General features: G+C 70.8%; 14 protein-coding genes. 4 read left to right on the plus strand and 10 right to left on the minus strand.

The window, feature by feature from the left end; translation table 11 throughout:
- Positions 1 to 108: 108 nt before the first annotated feature.
- The gene (locus tag STRVI_RS24050; protein WP_043236456.1) at positions 109 to 1068 is read right to left on the minus strand and encodes an NAD(P)-dependent alcohol dehydrogenase; all 960 of its coding nucleotides are present in this window, start codon (positions 1066 to 1068) and stop codon (positions 109 to 111) included.
- Positions 1069 to 1158: 90 nt separating this feature from the next.
- Here STRVI_RS24050 and STRVI_RS24055 point away from each other — a divergent pair, with 90 nt between their 5' ends.
- Positions 1159 to 1842, plus strand: coding sequence for a TetR/AcrR family transcriptional regulator (locus STRVI_RS24055; protein WP_014058230.1), 684 nt, complete (start codon positions 1159 to 1161; stop codon positions 1840 to 1842).
- Between the two features lies 1 nt (position 1843).
- Here the strand turns inward: STRVI_RS24055 and STRVI_RS24060 are convergent, their stop codons facing one another.
- Positions 1844 to 2359 carry a CAP domain-containing protein gene (locus STRVI_RS24060; protein WP_014058231.1) on the minus strand — a complete coding sequence of 172 codons (516 nt, stop codon included), beginning with the start codon at positions 2357 to 2359 and terminating at the stop codon, positions 1844 to 1846.
- Between the two features lie 349 nt (positions 2360 to 2708).
- Positions 2709 to 4400 (minus strand): phospholipid carrier-dependent glycosyltransferase, encoded by a 1692-nt coding sequence (locus tag STRVI_RS24065; RefSeq protein WP_014058232.1) that lies wholly within the window; start codon positions 4398 to 4400, stop codon positions 2709 to 2711.
- A 227-nt stretch (positions 4401 to 4627) separates the two neighbouring features.
- Here STRVI_RS24065 and STRVI_RS24070 point away from each other — a divergent pair, with 227 nt between their 5' ends.
- Complete coding sequence (locus STRVI_RS24070) at positions 4628 to 6196, plus strand: MDR family MFS transporter (RefSeq protein WP_014058233.1); 1569 nt, start codon at positions 4628 to 4630, stop codon at positions 6194 to 6196.
- Positions 6197 to 6251: 55 nt separating this feature from the next.
- On the opposite strand, the gene STRVI_RS24075 is transcribed toward STRVI_RS24070, so the two are convergent.
- The 5 genes from STRVI_RS24075 to STRVI_RS24095 all read right to left on the minus strand — a co-directional run bounded on the left by STRVI_RS24075 (position 6252) and on the right by STRVI_RS24095 (position 13998).
- Entirely contained in the window at positions 6252 to 9125 is a 2874-nt protein-coding gene (locus STRVI_RS24075; RefSeq protein ID WP_014058234.1) for an NHLP bacteriocin export ABC transporter permease/ATPase subunit, read from the minus strand.
- A 1-nt stretch (position 9126) separates the two neighbouring features.
- Positions 9127 to 11271: an NHLP family bacteriocin export ABC transporter peptidase/permease/ATPase subunit gene (locus STRVI_RS24080; protein ID WP_014058235.1), complete on the minus strand. Its 2145-nt coding sequence runs from the start codon at positions 11269 to 11271 to the stop codon at positions 9127 to 9129.
- 134 nt (positions 11272 to 11405) lie between these two features.
- Entirely contained in the window at positions 11406 to 12212 is an 807-nt protein-coding gene (locus STRVI_RS24085) for an HlyD family efflux transporter periplasmic adaptor subunit (protein ID WP_014058236.1), read from the minus strand.
- 104 nt (positions 12213 to 12316) lie between these two features.
- Positions 12317 to 12514 (minus strand): hypothetical protein, encoded by a 198-nt coding sequence (locus tag STRVI_RS24090; RefSeq protein ID WP_014058237.1) that lies wholly within the window; start codon positions 12512 to 12514, stop codon positions 12317 to 12319.
- A 464-nt stretch (positions 12515 to 12978) separates the two neighbouring features.
- Entirely contained in the window at positions 12979 to 13998 is a 1020-nt protein-coding gene (locus STRVI_RS24095) for a glutathione S-transferase family protein (RefSeq protein ID WP_014058238.1), read from the minus strand.
- A 205-nt stretch (positions 13999 to 14203) separates the two neighbouring features.
- Between STRVI_RS24095 and STRVI_RS24100 the strand changes: the two genes are divergently transcribed.
- Entirely contained in the window at positions 14204 to 15163 is a 960-nt protein-coding gene (locus tag STRVI_RS24100) for a DMT family transporter (protein WP_014058239.1), read from the plus strand.
- Positions 15164 to 15341: 178 nt separating this feature from the next.
- Here STRVI_RS24100 and STRVI_RS56060 read toward each other — a convergent pair whose 3' ends face one another.
- Together STRVI_RS56060 and STRVI_RS24110 are read right to left on the minus strand one after the other, a co-directional pair.
- A complete protein-coding gene (locus tag STRVI_RS56060; protein WP_353477079.1) occupies positions 15342 to 15752 on the minus strand; it encodes a helix-turn-helix domain-containing protein in 411 nt (136 codons plus the stop codon).
- Positions 15753 to 15849: 97 nt separating this feature from the next.
- Entirely contained in the window at positions 15850 to 16458 is a 609-nt protein-coding gene (locus STRVI_RS24110) for a TetR/AcrR family transcriptional regulator (RefSeq protein ID WP_014058240.1), read from the minus strand.
- A gap of 174 nt (positions 16459 to 16632) precedes the next feature.
- On the opposite strand from STRVI_RS24110, the gene STRVI_RS24115 reads away from it, so the two are divergent.
- Complete coding sequence (locus STRVI_RS24115; protein WP_014058241.1) at positions 16633 to 17856, plus strand: cytochrome P450; 1224 nt, start codon at positions 16633 to 16635, stop codon at positions 17854 to 17856.
- The last annotated feature ends 116 nt before the right edge of the window (positions 17857 to 17972 follow it).

Consider the following 17972-nt stretch of genomic DNA (forward strand, 5'->3'; position numbering starts at 1 on the left):
ATCAGGTTTCCGTATGCCATAAATTCATTAGCACATGGAAATCCCCAATATACGCTGAGAAACGCCCCGGCCGTCAAGGCAGCCGGGGCGTTTCTCTGTTTTATGGCCTCATATCACCTGGATGACGTGTTTGCCGCGGACGCCGCCGGCTTCCATGGCGCGGTGGGCCGCCCCCACGCCGGAGAGCGGATGGACGGTGTCGATGACCGGCCGGATGGCCCCCTTCTCCACATACGCGGCAAGGTCCGCGAAGAGCTGGTGCAGGGGATCGCCGGTGAAGATCCGCACCCGCCGTGAGCCGTGCACGGTGGAGAGGAGAACGGAGCCCAGTGAGGACAGCGGGCGGTCGGTGTCGTAGGCGATGGCCACCATGCGCCCACCGGGCGACAGCAGCCCGCGGTAGGCGCGAAGCTCGGTGCCCACCGTGTCCAGCACCGCGTCGAAGGGCCCGAGGGCGGCCGGGCCGGTGGTCCGGTAGTCATACGCCTCATCGGCTCCGAGCTCCCGGACCAGGTCGAGCGTCTTCGCCCCGGCGAGCGCGGTGACATGGGCGCCGAGCGCGTGTCCGAGCTGCACGGCGACGCTGCCGACACCGCCGGCCGCGCCACGCACCAGCAGCCGCTCGCCGCTCCGCAGACCGATCTTGTCGCGCAGCGCCGTGATGGCCGTGGTGCCGACGGCGGGCAGGGCCGCGGCCCGGACCAGATCGATGCCGTCGGGGGCGAAGGAGAGCTGACGGGGCCGGACGGCCACGTACTCGGCGGCCGCCCCGAACGTCCAGTGCGGCATCACCCCCCACACCCGGTCGCCCACCGCGAGATGGCGCACTGCGGAGCCCACCTCGGCGATCTCCCCGGCGATGTCGACGCCGGTGCCCTGGGGGAACTTCCGTCCGGTCACCAGCTTCGCCTTGCCCGCCCGGCCCGAGAGCTCGCCACCGTTCACGCTCGTGGCGTGCACCCGCACCAGCACTTCCCGCGGACCGGCCACCGGCTTGGGCAGCGTGCCCTCGTACAGCACCTCGGGAGGTCCGTACCGGTCGTACCGTGCCGCGCGCATCTCACTCATCGCCCTCATCGTCCCTTTCGCACATCGGGGTTGCCGCCACGCTAATGCGCATAAAGGGTCGAACCGCCGGGTCGGCGTAAGGTGAGAAGCATGCCTTCCCGCGTCTCTCACATAGCGCCCGCCACCGGGGATCCGGCCGTCCAGGGCTCAGGGTTGCGGTCCGACGCGGAGTCCAATCGCCGGCGCATCCTCGAGACGGCCCGGGCGCTGTTCGTCTCGCGCGGGATCGATGTGCCGATGGCCACCATCGCCCGTCATGCCGGAGTCGGGGTGGCCACGCTCTACCGGCGCTTCCCCACCCGTGAGGCACTGGTCATGGCGGTGTTCTCGGACGAGTTCGCCGCCTGTTCGGCGATCGTCGACGACGCCCTGGCCGACGAGGACGCGTGGCGGGGCTTCCGCCGGACCATCGAGTCGGTGTGTGCCTCGCAGGCACACGACCGGGGGTTCAACGACGCGTTCCTGTCGTCGTTCCCCGACGCGGTCGGCTTCGAGCGGGAGCGGCTGCGCATCGAGGACGGCTTCGCCGAGGTGGTCCGGCGCGCCAAGGCCGCGGGACGGCTGCGCCAGGACTTCGACGTGTCCGATCTGAGCGTCGTCTTCCTGGCCAACCGAGGTGTCATCGGCGACGCGGCGACCGCACCGGCCGCGTCCCGGCGGCTGGTGGCGCACCTTCTGCGGTCCTTCGAGGCGGGGCGGGCCGAGCCGGCCCGCCCCCTGCCGCCACCGGCGGCGCTGGGGCTGGGCCGGCTGTACCCGGCTCGGGAGGGATGAACTACCGGGCGGCGCCGAAGTCCTGCGTCCAGTAGTGGCCGGGCTGCGCCACGCCGACGCCGATCTCCTTGAAGTCGCAGTTCAGGATGTTGGCCTTGTGGCCGGGGCTGGACATCCAGCCCTCCATGACGCTCTTGGGCGACTCGTAGCCGTAGGCCACGTTTTCTCCGTAGGTGCTCCAGGAGTAGCCCGCGCGCTCGATCCGGTCACCCGGGGAGGACCCGTCGGAGCCGGTGTGCGACATATTGCTGTGGGCCGCCATGTCCTCGCTGTGGTCCTGGGCGGCCTTGGTCAGCTTCTCGTTCACGGTCAGCGGCTTACAACCAGCCTTGCTGCGCTCGCTGTTGACGAGATCCACCACTTCCTGCTGGTCGGTGGCGGCCGCGGAAGTGGCGGCGGAGGAGCCCGCGGTGGCGGACTGTGCCATCGCGGCCGAGGGAACGCCCACGGCGGCCAAGGCGAGGGTGGCGATGGCTATCTTGCGGCGGTGCGTCGTGCTGTTGCGGTGCTTGCTCATACGTGACCTCACACTCGGTTGAGGCCCGTCATTCTTGGAGCCGTCGCCACGCGGGGCAACACACGTGTTCGTACTACAAGGGTTCGTAGCGAGGACGGCGCTTGCGATCAGCGGCGAGACATGCTGAGCCGGTTCCGGGGAGTGCTCGGGTGGGCCGACGCCCCATCAGAAATCGCGGGCAACCAGGCGAGTGGACAACGGGCCCGGAGCACCGGGGGCAGAGAGGGCGCGGAACCGGCTATTTCCGACAGGGAAGATAAAACCACTATGTCGGCCAGTCGGTATGAGCCACTACGCCCTCTTCACTACGGCGCCCGCTGTGAGAGATGTCATGACATGACAGGGGTGGTCAGCGGCGGTAGATGGTGATCGAGTGGCCGACCTCGTCGATCGGCTCACCGCGGTCGATCAGCGCCGCCAGCCGGCCGGTGGCCTGGGCGATCGAGGAGTCCGAGACCACCAGCAGCCCGCGCACCTCCTCCGGGGGGACCCGTCGCGGGTCCGACGCGTGGATGCCGTAGGCGGACGGCACACCGCTGCCCTTGTAGAGGAGCCAGATCCGCTCGCCCCGGTATCGCTCCCGGAGGCGGTCGGCCAGCCGCCCCAGGTCCTGCCCCCAGTCGACGTTCGAGTCATGCAGCCGCAGATGGGTCCGGGACGGGCCGCCGAATGCCTCGTTGGAGTACGGCAGATAGTACGGATACGTCCGCAGCGAGCTGACCGCGACGAACAGGACCAGCGCCAGCGTGGCCCCATACGCCCAGCGCCGCCGCACGGCCATCAGCCCGGCCGCCGCCACCGCCAGGAACATCGGCAGGAAGATGGCGTACCGCACCCCGAGGTTGCGGGCTCCGTCCAGGGCGGCGAGCAGCAGCACGGCCGCGGGGATCAGCACATACGGCGCGGCGGGCCGCAGCCGGGGCACCACCAGCATCACGGCGGTCCCGGCGAGCCAGAGCGCGAGCATGCCCAGGGGCGTCTTCACCAGCAGCGCGACGGGCAGGTAGTACCAGAGCGACCCGAGGTAGCGGCGGCCGAGCAGAAAGCCATGCCAGGTGTCGTGCTCGAAGCCGAACTGGACACGCATCCCGTCGCGGTACGCCTCCGGGAGCGGCAGCAGGTCGACGGCGAGCCCGCGCAGCCCGTGGACGACCGGCACCGGCCCGGTGGGCGTCCAGCGCAGTCGGGGGTCGACCACGAAGTAGGCGGCCCACACCACGGCCACCGCGATCAGCGCCACGGCCACCGCCGCCGCCACCCCGATCCCGACGGACCGCGCATGGCCGCGCGGTGTGCGGTCGTGGGTACGGCGGGCGTACCAGACCGAGAGCACGGCCAGGAGCAGCAGCACCGGCGCCGCCGCCAGCATGCTCATCTTCGTGGCCAGGGCCGCCCCGAGCGCCACCCCCGCGAGCGGAAGATACCGCCGTGGCCGCCGCCGCGCCCGCCACAGCAGCCAGACCGACGTCAGCAGAAAACCGGCCGCCGGTACGTCGAGCGTGGCGAGGGAACCGTGCGCGATGATGTCCGGCGAGAAGGTGTACAGGGCGAGCGCCACCGCCCCGCCCACGGGTCCGGTCAGCTCACGGGCGAACGCGAACACCACCAGCCCGAACAGCAGCGTCAGCGCGATCATCGGCAGCCGTGCGCACAGCATCAGCCGCCAGGGGTCGTTGCCCGATTCGTAGAGCACATGCCGCCCGAGCGCCGTCTGGTCACCGGCGAAGGCGGCGTCGAGGTGCGGGCGTGCGAGGGCCACCCCCGCCTCGATGATGAGCTTGCCCAGCGGTGGATGCTCGGGGTTGTAGCGCACCCGGTGATGGTGCAGGGAGTCCACCGCCGTGCCGACGTACACGGGCTCGTCGATGGTCGGCGTCTGCTCCACCGCCGTGGTGACCATCGCGACCGCCATCTGAACGAGGAGCGCCACGACGGCGGCCACCACCAGCCACCGCCGATGCCGCCCCGGCCCCGCCGTCCACCGGCCCTTCGGCCCGCCGACGGTCCTGGTCACACTGTTGATCACGCCCGCCCACCGCATAGCGACAGACGCTAACGCCCTCGTGCCACCGCACAGGGCATCCGCCGGGAAACTTGAGCGAACTCCGCAATCCGAACCGTGCCATCCGGGGGTCGTGCTGGCCGTCGGAGTGCATCCGCAGCGTGTGCTCGCGGAGGGCTTCGGGGATTTTTGTCCGGTGTGCTCTTCTGATCGGGGCCCGCCTGAGCACCCCCGCGCCGAGCGCGTTGAGAAGGAAGTGATCAGCCATGTCCGTATCCGACGCACCGCCGTCCGGCAATCCCGCCCCGCCGGAGGCCGTCCCGAAGAACGTCCGTCCGGCCCTGCTCGGTGTGCTGCTCGCGATGCTGTTGTCGATGCTCGACTCCACGATCGTCGGCACCGCGATGCCCACGATCGTGGGCGATCTCGGCGGCCTGGAGCACATCTCCTGGGTGGTGACCGCGTACACCCTGGCCACCGCCGCCTCCACCCCCGTCTGGGGCAAGTTCGGCGATCTGTACGGCCGCAAGCACATGTACCTGATCGCCGTCGTCGTCTTCGTGCTCGGCTCGGCGCTGTCCGGCGCGGCCCATTCGATGACCCAGCTGATCGTCTTCCGGGCGCTGCAGGGCCTGGGCGCGGGCGGGATCGGCGCCGGCGCCTTCGCGCTGATCGCCTCGCTGGCACCGCCCCGGGAGCGGGGCCGCTACCAGGGCATGACCGCCTCCATCATGGCCATCGGCACCATCGGCGGCCCGTTGCTCGGCGGCTTCGTCACCGGCCATCTCGGCTGGCGCTGGGCCTTCTTCATCAATCTGCCGCTCGGCGTGCTCACCCTGGTCTGGTGTCAGCTCATGCTGCGGCTGCCCGTCACGCGCGCCAAGGCCCGTATCGACTGGCCGGGCATCACCGTGATGACGGCGACCATCTGCGCCCTGACCCTGGCCGCCACCTGGGCCGGCTCCACCTATCCATGGACCTCATGGCAGATCCTGGGTCTGTTCGCCCTGGCCGCGGTGGGCGTGGCCGCCTTTGTGGCCCGGCAGCGGCGCGCGGCCGAACCGCTCATGCCGCTGCGCATCTTCACCGGGCACCGCAACTTCGCCCTGGCGTCCTCACTGATCCTGGTGGGCGGGGTGGTCATGTTCGGCTGCTCGCTGTATCTGCCGCTGTACCAGCAGACCGTCCAGGGCGTCTCCGCCTCCCGCTCCGGGCTGCTGCTGCTCCCCTTGATGATCCCCGTGGTGATCATGTCCCAGGTCGGCGGCAAGGTCATGTCCGCCACCGGCCGGTACAAGATCTTCCCCATCGTCGGCACCGTCTGCATGGCCGTCGGTCTGTTCCTGCTGGCCACCATGGACACCACGACCTCCCGCACGGCCACCGGGTGCTTCATGGCCCTGGTGGGCGCGGGCATGGGCTGCCAGATGCAGATGGTCACCACGATCGCGCAGAACAGTGTGGAGATGCGCGACATGGGCGCCGCCTCCGCGTCGGTCACCCTGTTCCGCACCATCGGCGGCTCGCTGGGTGTCGCGGTCTTCGGTTCGCTCTTCACCAGCGCCGTCCAGGGCCACGCACCCGCCGGCGCGGAGACGGGCGAGGTCCGGCCCGACCCGGCGGCGCTGGCCCGGCTGCCGCAGGCCGCCAGGGACGGCTATCTCCACGCGGCCGCCACCGGCACCCAGCAGATCTTCCTGACGGCGGCCGTCGTCTGCACCGTGGCCTTCATCGCCGCCCTGTGCGTCCAGGAGGTTCCGCTGCGGGGGCGGTCCGGCCCGGTGGTCCAGCCGCACAAGGCCGAGGAGGAGGCCGCCAGCCCGGCCGCCCCGTAGCCCCGTAGCCCCGTAGCCCCGTAGCCCCGTAGCCCCGTAGCCCCGCGAAGCCTGACTAGCTCATCTGGCGTCGCACCAGCTCGTGCAGCTTTCCGCCCGGGACGGCCATCAGCTCGGCCGGGGCGCCCTGCTCCACGATCCGGCCGTCCTCCATGACCAGCACGCGGTCGGCGTCCATGACGGTCGACAGCCGGTGCGCGATCACCAGCCGGCTGGCGTGGAGACGGCGGGTGCTGTCGATGACGATGCGCTGGGTCTCGTTGTCCAGGGCGCTGGTGGCCTCGTCGAAGAAGAGGATGCGCGGACGGCGGATCAGGGCCTGGGCGATCATCAGCCGCTGCCGCTGACCACCGGAGATGGCACCGCTGCCGGAGATCATGGTCTGGAGCCCCATCGGCATCTGGCGGATGTCCTCGGCCAGACCCGACAGTTCGGCGGCCTCCATGGCCTCCTCGGGGGTGAACGGCTCGGCGCCGCGGATGCAGTCGAGCACCGTGCCGCCCAGCGGCTGGGCGTTCTGGAGGACCACCCCGCACTGGCGGCGCACGGCCGCCTGGTCGAGGGCGGCGAGGTCCTGGCCGTCGTAGAGCACACTGCCGGACACCGGCCGTTCGAAGCCGATGAGCAACCGCAGCAGGGTCGACTTGCCGCAGCCGCTCGGGCCGACGACGGCCACGAATTCGCCCGGCCGGATCTCCAGTGACACATCGTCGAGCACCAGCGGCCCGTCGTCGCCGTAGCGGAAGGTGAGGTTTCTGGCCCGCAGGTCACCGGAGAGCGTCCCCGGCTGGGCGCTGCCGCCGCGGACCTCCGGCGGCTCATCCAGGATCGGCTTGACCTGCTCGAACATGGGCAGCACCGCGACCACCGAAACCAGGGCGTTGGTGAGCTGCGTAAGGGAGGTGAGCAGCATGGTCACGGAGGTGTTGAAGGTCAGAAACGCCCCCGCCGACATGCTGCCCCGCGCCGGGCCGGCCAGCAGCATGAACACGGTGAGGGAGACCAGCGGAAGGTAGACGGCGTCCAGCACCTGGGTGAGGTTCTTGATGCGCCCGGTGCGCTGGTGCAGATCGCGGGAGTGGGCGAAACCACGGGCCCAGGCCGCGTAGGCGAAGTTCTCGGCCGCGGCGACGCGCAGCTTGGGCAGCCCGCGCAGGGTCTGGAACGCCTGGTTGTTGAGCTTGTTCTCGCTCTCCACCAGCCGTCGCTGCCAGCGCACCTGCCACAGCCCCATCCCGAGGAAGACCCCGGAGACCACCAGCAGTACGGCGATCACCGCGAGCGCCAGGGAGGCGCTGTAGTACAGCAGCAGGGCGAGGTTCATCGCGCCCACGGTGCCGGCCTGGAGGGCCGTCGGGGCGATCCCGGACACCACCCTGCGCATGGTGCTGATGCCCATCGCCGCGCTGGCCAGCTCTCCGGTGGAGCGCTGGGCGAAGAAGGTGGTGGGCAGCCGCAGCAGCCGGTCCCACACCGCGGGCTGGAGGGTGGACTCCAGCCGCCCCTCGAGACGCAGCAGGGTCAGGTTCTGCAGCAGCATGAAGGCGGCCGCGACGACGCCGGAGACGATCAGGGCCAGGGAGATCTGGACGATGGGGCTCTTCTCGGCGCGGGGCACGAAGCCGCCCAGCACCTGGCCGGTGGCGAGCGGCACCAGCGCGCCGAGCGCCACCGTCACCAGCCCGGCGATCAGGAGGTTGCGGGCGTCCCCGGCGGCGCCGCGCACGCTGAAGCGCATCAGCCGCCACATCGTCATCGGCCGGTCGGGCAGCGGACGGTAGAACATCACGGCCCGCGGCTCGAACTCCTCCGCATTGCCGCCGCCGACGCGGATCCGCAGGCCCGAGGCGGGGTTGACCGCCTCGTACCGGCCGCGCCGCCACAGCAGCGCCACCGGGGCCCCGGACTTGGCGCGGTAGCCCACCAGGGGTCCGGCGTCCTCCCGCCACCAGCCGCCCTCCAGCCGGACGGCGCGGGTGCGGATCCGGGCGTGGGCGGCGATGCGCTCCACCGGGTCCGTACGGTCCTCGGTGGCGCGTCCCCTCGGCGGTTCGGGCAGGGTGATCCCGGCGGCCTCCGCCACCCGGCGGCACACCGCGTGCACCGCGTCGTCGGTGCTCTCCTCCGACGGCCGCCGCTCCCGCCGCTGCCCTCCGATGGAGGCGATCAGCGCCTGGTCGGCGCGGGTGCGCACGGCCTCACCGGCCCGGATGCCGGCCGCGGTGCGGTCCGCGTGGGCCCGTTCCATGGTCTCGATCCAGCGGTCCACGGCGGTGCCGAGGCGGTACTGCTGGTTGACCATCCGCTGCCACAGCGCGCCGTCGATCAAGAGGTCACCGGCGGCCTGAGCGCTGTACTCGGCGCCGTAGCGCACACTGCCGGGCGGCACCGGCAGCCAGAGCAGGTCCTCGTCGGCCGCCTCCGCCTCGGGCGCGGCCCCGCCGTCCAGCGGGGCCTGGAAGAGGACGCCGAGGCTGCGGCTCACCCCGAGCGCCACGGCGTGCTCCAGCGGGGTGGGCGGGGTGTCCTGGAATCCGCCGCCCCCGTGGGTGCCGTACGGGTCGTGGGTCCGGCCCGTGCCGTACGCGTCGTACGCCTCCGGGCGGTACAGCTCGCGCAGCGGGATGCGGCGCACCAGGCAGTCCTGCGAGGGCCGGCCCAGCAGGGTGTGGCGTGGCCCCTCGACCGGGCCCGGGAGCGCGGCGCCCGTCTCCAGCCGGCCGAGGAAGTGCCACTGCCCCTCCTCGGCGGCGTCGACCGCGAACAGGTCCAGGGCCCCGCCGACGACGAGCCAGAGCACCTGTGGGCCCTCCAACGGCAGGCTGCGCAGCCCGGCGCGGTCGACGGGCGTGCCGAGGGCGCCCAGCGCCTGGACCACCGCGTCGCCGCCGTCCGCGGCCACCGCCGCGGCCGGGTGAACGGACGCCATGTCAGTGCTCCTTCATCAGCTCGGCGTACGGGCCTCCGGCGGCGGCGAGGTCCTCGTGCCGTCCGCGTTCGACGACCGTGCCGCGGTTCAGGACGAGGATCTCGTCGCTGTCCCGCACGGTGCTGAGCCGGTGGGCGATCACCACACACGCACAGCCGCGGCGGCGCAGGTTGTCCATGACGATCTGCTCGGTACGCGCGTCCAGGGCGCTGGTGACCTCGTCCAGGACCAGCACGCTGGGGCGGCGCACCAGGGCGCGGGCGATCTCCAGCCGTTGCCGCTGGCCGCCGGAGAAGTTGCGGCCGTCCTGCTCCACCCGGCAGTGGATCCCCTCCGGGCGCCGTGTGATCACATCGTCGTAGAGCGCGGCGTCCCGCAGGGCCTCCACCACCGCCTCGTCCGGGATCGACGGGTCCCAGAGCGCCACGTTGTCCCGCACCGTGCCCTCGAACAGGAAGACGTCCTGGTCGACGAAGGAGACCGAGGCGGCCAGCGCACCGCGGGGGATGTCCTCCAGACGCTGTCCGTCGATGCGGATGACCCCCTCCCAGGGGGCGTAGAGGCCGGAGACGAGCCGGGAGACGGTGGACTTGCCGCTGCCGGAGGCGCCGACCAGCGCCACCTGGCGGCCGGGGCCGACGGACAGCGAGAAGTCGCGCAGCAGCGGTTCGTCCAGCGGGCTGTAGCCGAAGGTGATGTTCTCCAGTGTCACCTGCCCGGTCAGCCGGCGGGTGTCCTCGCGCGGCTCGTCGCGGGTGTAGAGGGAGTCCACCGGGAAGTTCTCCACGTCCTTGAGCCGGGTCACATCGGCGGAGAAGTCCTGGATGCGTCCGGCCACTCCGTTGAGCCGGGTGATGGGCGCGGTGAAGCGGGTCACCAGTGCCTGGAAGGCCACCAGCAGACCGATGGAGATATGGCCCTCGACGGCCCGCAGCCCGCCGATCCAGAGAATGAGGGCGCTGTTGAGGGTGGCGAGGGTGGGGGCGACCACGGCCAGTACGGCGCTCGGCACGCCGAGGCGCTGCTGCTCCTCCAGGGTGATGGCGTGCTGTCCGGCCCAGCGGCGGAAGAAGCCGGTCTCCCCGCCGGTGGCCTTCACCGTCTCGATGAGCTGGAGACCGGTGTACGAGGTGGTGGTCAGCCGCGCGGTGTCGGCCCGCAGCTTCTGGGTCCTGGTGGCCCGCAGCCGCACCACCACCCGTATCGCCACCACGTTGAGCAGCGCCAACCCGACGCCGACACCGGTGAGTTGGGGATCGTAGGTCCACAGCAGAAAGGCGTAGAGCACCACGACGACCCCGTCGACGGCCGCGGCGGCCAGATCGCGGGCGAGGGTTTCGGCGACGGTGTCGTTGGAACGCAGCCGCTGGACCAGGTCGGCCGGGCTGCGCTGGGCGAAGAAGGTGACGGGCAGCCGCAGCAGATGCCGCAGGAACCGTGCGCTGCTGAGGGTGGAGGAGATGATGCGTCCGCGCAGCAGGTTCGCCTGCTGGACGCCGGTCAGCACGGCGGTGAGCACCACCGCCACGGCCATGGACGCGAACAGTGGGTCCAGCGTCGAGTCCTGGCCGCCGATCAGGAAGGTGTCGATGAAGGTGCGGCTGAGCGCCGGGACCGCGGCTCCCACCGCCACCAGCAGCAGGCTGGCCAGCAGCGAGGCCAGCAGGGTGCCCGTGGTGCCGCGCATGCGCGGCGGCAGGGCGCCCAGCACCCCGGGACGGCGCCCGCCCCGGCGGAAGGAGTCCTCGGGTTCGAGGACCAGGACCACACCGGTGAAGCTGGTGTCGAATTCCTCGACGGGGACGAAACGGCGCCCCTTGTCGGGGTCGTTGATGTGGACGCCGCGCTTGCCGAACCGCCGTCCCATTCCGTCGTAGACGACGTAGTGGTTGAACTCCCAGAACAGGATGGCCGGGGCCTTGACCTCCGCGAGGGCCTCGGGCTCCATCTGCATGCCCTTGGCGCGCAGACCGTAGCTCCGGGCGGCCTTGAGCAGATTGCTGGCGCGCGATCCGTCCCGGGAGACACCGCAGGCGATCCGCAGCTCCTCCAGCGGCACATGGCGCCCGTAGTGGGCGAGCACCATGGCGAGCGACGCCGCACCGCACTCCAGGGCCTCCATCTGGAGCACGGTGGGGGTGCGCACGGTCCGGCGCCGGGTCTTCCTCGGTCCGGCTCCGCCACGTGGCGCCCGGCGCCGTCCGCGGGCCGGCTGGGGGCGGCGCGCTCCGCTGCTTCCGGCGGGTGCGGGCCGGGGCGGCCCGCCCTGGTTCGTCGCGGTCACGGGAGCAGCCAATCGCTGGGATGTTGGTCGGCCAGATGGACGGTGCCGCTGGTCAGGGTCATGGAGCCGAGGACGAACGGCGGGCCCTCGGGGGACGACCAGCGGTAGCCGGAGCGGGTGCCGGAGCTGCGCTGAAGGCGTACCTGGACGGCGACCGGCGGGCCGTGCTTGGAGAACTCCTCGCCGAGTTGCTCACTGCCGAGGTAGGAGCCGATCTGCTGGCTCGACTGGGCGGTCCGGCCGACGGCGCGCACTTCACCGCGGAGCACACCGTAGGTCTGGGTGGGCGCGGACTGCACACTGAGGTCGACCGACGCGCCCGGCCGCACCGACGCCGCCCGGTCCGCGGGGATGTACAGGGTCGCGACCAGGGGATCGTCGGAGTGGCCGACCCGCTCCACGGAGGCGACGTTGGCGCCGGTGGTCAGCACGGAGCCGATCGAGGCGGTGAGGGTGGTGAGCCGGCCGCCCGCGATGGTGCGCACGACCGTGGTGCCACGGGTGGTGCGGACCTTCAGCAGTGGTGCGCCCGCCGGGAGGGTGCTGCCCTCCTGGGCGAGGACGGAGGTCACCTGGCCGGCGATCGGGCTCTGCAGCACATAGCTGCCCTGGCCGTGGGTGAGGATCCCGGTGGCATCAAGGGTGTTGGACACGGTGCCGGTGACGGCCCATACGGCGGCACCGGCCATGACCGCCATCGTGACCGCCAGTGCCAGCCATCCCTGGGGGCGGGCGTAGCGCACCGGCAGGTCGATGTCCTCTGCCGACTGCAGCTTGGAGAGGGCCTGCTGGCGGAACTGCACGAGAGTCTTTCCTCAGCCGCGAAGGGAGTGATCAAGGGGGGCCGCGGACCGCCGAGTGCCCCGGACCAGGCAGGCCCGGGGCACAGGGGAGCGGTAAAGCAGCCTCAGAGGGTGCCGACGACCCCACCGACGATGCCGGTGGTGTTCAGGCCGGTGAGGCCGTCCACGGTGCCGGTCACGGTGCCGAGGACGCCGGTCACCGGGCCGAGGACGTCGCCCACGGGGCTGGCGATCCCGCCCGCCACGTTGTCCAGCTCGGCGTCGGAGATCTCCTGGGTCGCGACCTTGGGCGCGTTGTTCATTGTTGCGTCTCCCTTGGGTGAACGTCTCTTTGAGCTTGCAACAGCGCACGGGGGCCGAGGGGAATCAGCTCCCGCGGCATGGTCACGGGATGCCCGGAGGACACCGGGCTCCGTGAAATGCCTGAGCGCGGAAGGGATGTAACCACGGGGTCCGCCACGCGGCGAATCACCCACGAGCCGGAACCGGGCATTCCGCCACTTTCCGATCACACGACGAACACAGTCGCGCACCTCATCGACGCCATTCCCTCACAGGAAGGTCACCGACCTCACCTGGTATCGCATCCCTCGGGCGAGGTGACGCGCGTCATTTCGGTTCGGACCGCCAGGGCCGGGGCCGAGGTGGCACATGAGCCGGGTGGCACACATGGCGTCTGTGTAACAGGTGTGCCGATCGCTTGAAGACCAGGCGAACAAGGCCGCATGCGAGGGCGTGACGGGGCGGGAATGCGACATGTGCGACTTCAGACCGCCCGGCCCGCCTCCGGTACCACCTCGCCGTCCGGCACCGGACCGGGCGCGGTGCCGTCGCCGAACGGGCGCCCGCCCAGCTCCTCACGGTGATGCGGGGTCAGCCAGCCGGAGAGGTCGGGGCCGAGCGGAACGATGCCGGTGGGATTGATGTTGGTGTGCACCCGGTAGTAGTGGCGCTTGATGTGGTCGAAGTCGACGGTGTCCCCGAAACCCGGTGTCTGGAAGAGGTCACGGACATAGGCCCACAGCACCGGGTCCTCGCTGAGCTTGTTGCGGTTGCACTTGAAGTGGCCGTGGTAGACGGCGTCGAAGCGGACCAGCGTGGTGAACAGCCGGATGTCGGCCTCGGTGATGGTGTCGCCGACCAGATAGCGGCGCGTGGACAGCCGCTCGGACAGCTCGTCGAGGCGGGCGAAGAGTCGCCGGTACGCGTCGTCGTAGGTGTCCTGGTGCTCGGCGAAGCCCGCCCGGTACACACCGTTGTTCACATCGCGGTAGACCCCCTCCGCCACGTCGTCGATCTCGTCGCGGTGCTCCTCGGGATACAGGTCCGGGGCACCCTCGCGCTGGAGGGCGGTCCATTCGGTGGCGAGGTCCAGGGTGATCCGGTGGAAGTCGTTGGTGACCAGCGCTCCACTGGGGACGTCCACGACCGCGGGCACGCTCACCCCGCCCGGATATCCGGTCTCGCGGGCGTCGTACGCCTCGCTGAGGAAGGCGATGCCCAGCACCGGGTCCCGGTCCCCCGGGTCGAGAGTGAAGCGCCAGCTACGCTCGTCCTGGATGGGATCGGTGATGGCCAGCGAGAGGGCCGGCTCCAGGCCGAGCAGCCGCCGTGAGATCAGCGCCCGGCTCGCCCACGGACAGGCCCGGCTGGCCACCAGCCGATAGCGCCCGGCCTCCACCGGCCAGCCGTCCCGGCCGTCGGCGGTGATCCGGTCGGCGAAGTGCGGCCCGGATCGGCGGAACTCCTTGCGCTCGCTGGGTGTCTCCTGGTCAGCGGTGTTCAACGGGACCACCTACCACCTTCCGAAGCGGGAACCGTCATGGACGGTCCATGTCACGGGTTGCCCTCCGAGGCTTGGCTGCCACGGATGACACCTACTCGGTTCCACGCCCCGGGAAGGGGTATTCCTCACGGATCGGACAGGGCGGCGCTACGCGGGCGCACCAGCGTTCAAGACCGGAGGCGAGGCCGGGGGCCAGGGTCGGCGCATGCCTGCGAACAAGGGCTGGAAGAGCCCGTATCTCCTGCTCACGGTCACCATGCTGCTGTGGGGCAGCGCCTTCTCCAGTTCCAAGTCGGTGGTCGCCCAGATGCCGCACACCGTGGCGGCGCTGCTGCGCTTCGGCGGCGGGGCCATCGCCCTGCTGGCGGCCGTGGCGCTCTTCGGCAGACCGGCCGCCCCTGCTTCCGCGCGCGGTGGCGGGCGGGCCGCGCTCGCGGGCCTGCTGGGGGTCTTCGCCTACAACGGCTTCTTCTTCTGGGGGCTGTCGCTGGCGCCCTCGCTCGACGCGGGAATCCTCATCCCCGTCCTGAGCTCGGTGCTCACCAGCGCCTTTCTCCTGTTCACCGGCCGTGACCGGCCCTCCGGCGCACGGCTGGCGGGGCTCGCGCTCGGGCTCGCCGGGGCAGTGGTGTTCTTCTTCGGCGCGGGCGGCAGCGCGCACGGCGGCGCCACCCGGCTGACGGGCGATCTGCTCTATCTGCTCAGCGCGGTGTGCTGGGCCGCGTACACGCTCATCGGGCCCCGGGTGCTGGCCGGTGTCGATCCGCTGCGCGCCACGACCTACGCGACGTGTGCGGGGGCGGTGCTGCTGGGGGCGCTCGCCGTACCCGATATCGGCGATACGCACTGGAGTGAGCTGCCGGCCGGCCTCTGGCTGAACGTGGTGTTCCTCGCCATCGGCCCGGCCGCCGTCGCCAATCTCCTCTACTACCGCGGAGTGGGCGCGGTGGGTCCCGCGTCCGCGTCGTTGATGATGTTCATGGTCCCGGTGATCAACACCGTGTGCGCCATGCTCTTCCTGGACGAGTCCTTCGGCGGTCTGCAGGCGCTGGGCGCCCTGGTGCTGCTGTCGGGTGCGGTGCTCGCCGTCACCCGGGGACGCGGACCGGCACGTCCCCGAGCGGGTACCGCGCCCACCGCGGGAAAGAAGCCCTCGGAGCTGTGAAGCACCGTACGGCGCCGGCCTGCATCACTCCCCTCGTGGTGATACAGACCGGCGTCACGCTGGGAGGCGAGGCTTCGTTCCCGCGCCGCGCGGCAGGAGTGACGGTAAAGCGGATCACCGGGGCGGGCAACGGTGCACGGTGCGCATCGCGCGCCCGCGATATGTGCACCGTGCGCAGTCAGTCCACCGGCTGGAGTCCGGTGATGTGCAGGGCGTGCACCAGGTCGTGGATGCCGGAGCCGGTGGTGAGGAGATCACGGCTGAGCAGGTGTTCGGCGGCCCGCAGATGGGCCCTGACGGTGTTCCGGCTGAGACCGGGATGGCGGGCGGTCCGCTGGGCGTCGGTGTTCGCGTCGATCCAGGCGCGCAGGGTGGCGTACAGATCGCGGCCACGGGTGTCCTGGATCCGGCCGGAAGGGCGGCGAGGACGAGCCTTTCCCGACCCTGTCGTGCAAGGGCGGCAGGGACGGGACGGGGCGAGGGCACCGTGGGGATGAAGGGCGATGACGCCCTGGCGATCAACTAGAAGGGCCCCGAGGGCGGTTTCGGCGGTCCCGTCGACAGCTTCCGCCGGGCGGGCGGACCTCAGGCACGCTCAGGCCACCGCGGGCGGGCAAAGGCCGCGGTGGCCGACCCACAGCCGCGGTGGCCAAGCGAACGACGACGCGCGTGACGTGGCCGCGGACTCAGTCCACCGAGCGGAACAAGCCCTCCAGCGCGCTCGCCACCTGGTCGGCCGAGAGTGGGTCGTCGACACCGCCCATCGCGTAGATGCCCCGGTCCAGTTTGATGCCCCGCGTCATCGCGCCGAGCAGCGTGGCCAGTTCGGTGCCTCGCAGGGCGGGCCGGTGCCCGGCCCGATCGAACAGCCCGTCCAGCATGGTGCCGATACGGCGGCTGAACCGCCTCTCGTGTTCCACCAGCGCGGAGGCGGCATCGCCGTCCCGGAGCGCCATCAGCCGGAATTCCAGGTGGATGAAGACCCACCGGGTGTCCAGATGCTCCCCGTTGAAGATCTCGGCGAAGGTCCGGGCGAGCTGGGGGGTCAGATCCCGTCCGGTGTCCATCTCGGCGATCCGCTCCCCGATGTAGTCGGCGGTGCGGTCGCTGTGCCGCCGGAAGACATCGAGGAAGAGCTTCAGCTTGCTGTCGTAGTTGGAGTAGAAGGCCCCGGTGGTCCTGCCCGCGCACTGGCAGATGTATCCGATCGAGGCCCCGTGGAAGCCGCGTTCGGAGAACGCCCGCTCCGCCCCGACGATCAGCGCTTCCACGGTCTTTGACCGCTGCGGCGGCATCGGTGTGCCCCTCTCCTCCAGTTGTTCGGAAACCTGGCCAGATCCGTACGGTAGCCGATCTGTCCCTCTGTTCAGTAGGGAACCCTATCGGTAGCGTTCCCTATTGAAAGCCGCGGCCGACGGCTCCGGGAAGTTCGCCCCGGAAAGTTCGAGGAAGCACGAAGGAGAGCCATCGTGAACGCTCCGATGCCCACGACCCATGACGACCTCCGAGACCTCCACGACCTCCCTTCATATCCGAACGACCGGGACGACTACGTCAACCCGGCACGTGCGCTGCTCACCGGGCCACCGATCAGCCCGCTGAGGTTCGCCGGCGGCAGCGCCGGCTGGCTGGTGACCGGGTATCACGAGGCGCGGGAGGTACTGCGGGATTCCCGGTTCAGCGCCGAGCGCTGGCGTGGCGACGACACGATGCGGAAGGTCCCCGAGTCGGTCCGCCGGGACCGCAGCAGCGGGGCGGGGTCATTCCTGGCCATGGACGCGCCGGAGCACGGCCGCTACCGGGGACAGCTCACGCGGTACTTCACGGTGCGGCGGATGCGCGAGCTGGAAGCGCGCGTAGAAGACATCGTTGCCAACCAACTGGACGCGTTGGAGGCGGCCGGCAAACCGGCCGATCTGGTGCGGCACTTCGCCCTCCCCATTCCCTCGCTGGTGATCTGCGAGATGCTCGGTGTGCCGTACGAGGAGCGGGAGTTCTTCCAGACCGTCGCCGCGCGGCTGCTCCGCCAGGACCGCACCGACGAGGAGTTCGTCGCCGGGAAGACCGCACTCGACGACTTCCTGCGCACACTGGTCGAGGCCAAGCGCAAGGAGCCGCAGGACGATCTGATCTCCCTGTTGACCGCCGTCGACGAGCTCAATGACATGGAGATCGGCGGTATCGCGGGGCTGCTGCTGATCGCCGGCCACGAGACCACCACCAACATGCTCAGCCTCGGCACCTTCGCCCTGCTGCGCCGGCCCGAGCAGTTCGAGCGGCTGCGGGCCGACGAGTCGCTCCTTCCGACAGCCGTCGAGGAGCTGCTGCGCTATCTCAGCATCGTCAATGCCTTCCCCGTCCGTATCGCGCTGGAGGACGTGGTCGTCGGCGGTGTCACCATCGCGGCGGGCCAGTCCGTGGCCGTCTCGGTCCCGGCGGTCAACCGGGACCCGGCGCTGGTGGACGACCCGGACACGCTCGATGTCGGGCGTCCCCGCAGCAGCCATCTGGCCTTCGGATACGGCATCCATCAGTGTCTCGGTCAGCATCTGGCCAGGATCGAGCTGGTGTCGGGCTACCGCGGATTGATCCGCCGGTTCCCGGGGCTGCGGCTCGCCGTGCCCCCGGAGGAGGTCCGGATGCGCAGCGACATGGTCATCTACGGAGCACACGAGCTGCCCGTCACCTGGTGACAACGCCAGGCACGACCCGGCCTCCACGCACAGTCTCGGACGGGCCCGGCCTCCGCACAGCCGAAATCATCACATGACCTCCACACACACGGAGTTCATGTGATGATTCGGTGACC

The sequence above is a fragment of the Streptomyces violaceusniger Tu 4113 genome, assembly GCF_000147815.2.
Taxonomy (GTDB): Bacteria; Actinomycetota; Actinomycetes; order Streptomycetales; family Streptomycetaceae; genus Streptomyces; species Streptomyces violaceusniger_A.

Bases quoted from the DNA above. Each gene is read 5' to 3' on its own strand.
- STRVI_RS24110 (WP_014058240.1), bottom strand. From the start codon at position 16,458: ATGCCGCCGCAGCGGTCAAAGACCGTGGAAGCGCTGATCGTCGGGGCG.
- STRVI_RS24060 (WP_014058231.1), bottom strand. From the start codon at position 2,359: ATGAGCAAGCACCGCAACAGCACGACGCACCGCCGCAAGATAGCCATC.
- STRVI_RS24100 (WP_014058239.1), top strand. From the start codon at position 14,204: ATGCCTGCGAACAAGGGCTGGAAGAGCCCGTATCTCCTGCTCACGGTC.
- STRVI_RS24055 (WP_014058230.1), top strand. From the start codon at position 1,159: ATGCCTTCCCGCGTCTCTCACATAGCGCCCGCCACCGGGGATCCGGCC.
- STRVI_RS24070 (WP_014058233.1), top strand. From the start codon at position 4,628: ATGTCCGTATCCGACGCACCGCCGTCCGGCAATCCCGCCCCGCCGGAG.
- STRVI_RS24075 (WP_014058234.1), bottom strand. From the start codon at position 9,125: ATGGCGTCCGTTCACCCGGCCGCGGCGGTGGCCGCGGACGGCGGCGAC.
- STRVI_RS24065 (WP_014058232.1), bottom strand. From the start codon at position 4,400: ATGCGGTGGGCGGGCGTGATCAACAGTGTGACCAGGACCGTCGGCGGG.
- STRVI_RS24090 (WP_014058237.1), bottom strand. From the start codon at position 12,514: ATGAACAACGCGCCCAAGGTCGCGACCCAGGAGATCTCCGACGCCGAG.
- STRVI_RS24050 (WP_043236456.1), bottom strand. From the start codon at position 1,068: ATGAGTGAGATGCGCGCGGCACGGTACGACCGGTACGGACCTCCCGAG.